Annotated in this window: 1 protein-coding gene; it reads right to left on the minus strand. The window is 31.6% G+C overall.

Annotated elements, in window-relative coordinates:
* Positions 1–196: 196 nt before the first annotated feature.
* Positions 197–781, minus strand: a 585-nt coding sequence (locus OU788_RS12485; RefSeq protein ID WP_274635463.1) for a DUF4357 domain-containing protein, incomplete at its 5' end; no start/stop codon positions are given.

Below are 781 nucleotides of genomic sequence, written 5' to 3' on the forward strand. Positions count from 1 at the left end.
AGAAAAATTTTATGCAATATGTCTTTCATTTCGATTACGTTTTATTCTCATATTGTAGCCAACGTATTTGTGTATGATTTTTTGCGGGAAAAGGACGCGAGTTCTTTTCCGTTGTTGTGGAAAGATAATTAATAAGATTGAATTTCCGCCGAGGAAATTCAGCCGCAATTAATTATACACGGTGTTGTACTGCGTTTTATTTTCTTTTGAGTTCATCTAAAGTTTTTCCGTCTTTATTTTTCCATTTAGTCCAACCATTTGTTGAACGCCCTAAAACAACTCCGCCAGCTGTGCTAGGTGAATTGAAGACATAATCTTGCATAAACTCATAATTCCCGTTTTTCTCTATCAAAATTTCATTTTGAATTAGTTTTTGTCGTAAATTGATTAAATAATCGTGACAAGATGGAACAGTATCTTTTTTTACTTGGGAGCCTTTAAAAACTACAAATCCATCGTCTATTAAATCTCCTTCAGCATTGATGTTACGACCATTTAAAAAGAGTAACTCTTTTGATGTAATTTGTTCTTTTCCAATTTTGTCATAAACGGGAAATCCAAGAGTTGAAAGTAGTATTTTGATTGTATCAAAACTATCGAGTAAATCAGCTTCCATTGATTCAGTTACGAATGGTTTACTAGGAGATGTTTGATTTTCTGTATCGTATCTATTTGATTCTTTTGCTTGGTCAACTGCAATATGTTCTAAATATTTAGCATGTGATTTAGTAAAAGCATTAATTTTCGAAATCATAACAACAGCATAATTCCAAAATTCTTT

Origin of the sequence: Tenacibaculum sp. L6 (genome assembly GCF_028823685.1) — a bacterium.
Classification (GTDB): Bacteria; Bacteroidota; Bacteroidia; order Flavobacteriales; family Flavobacteriaceae; genus Polaribacter.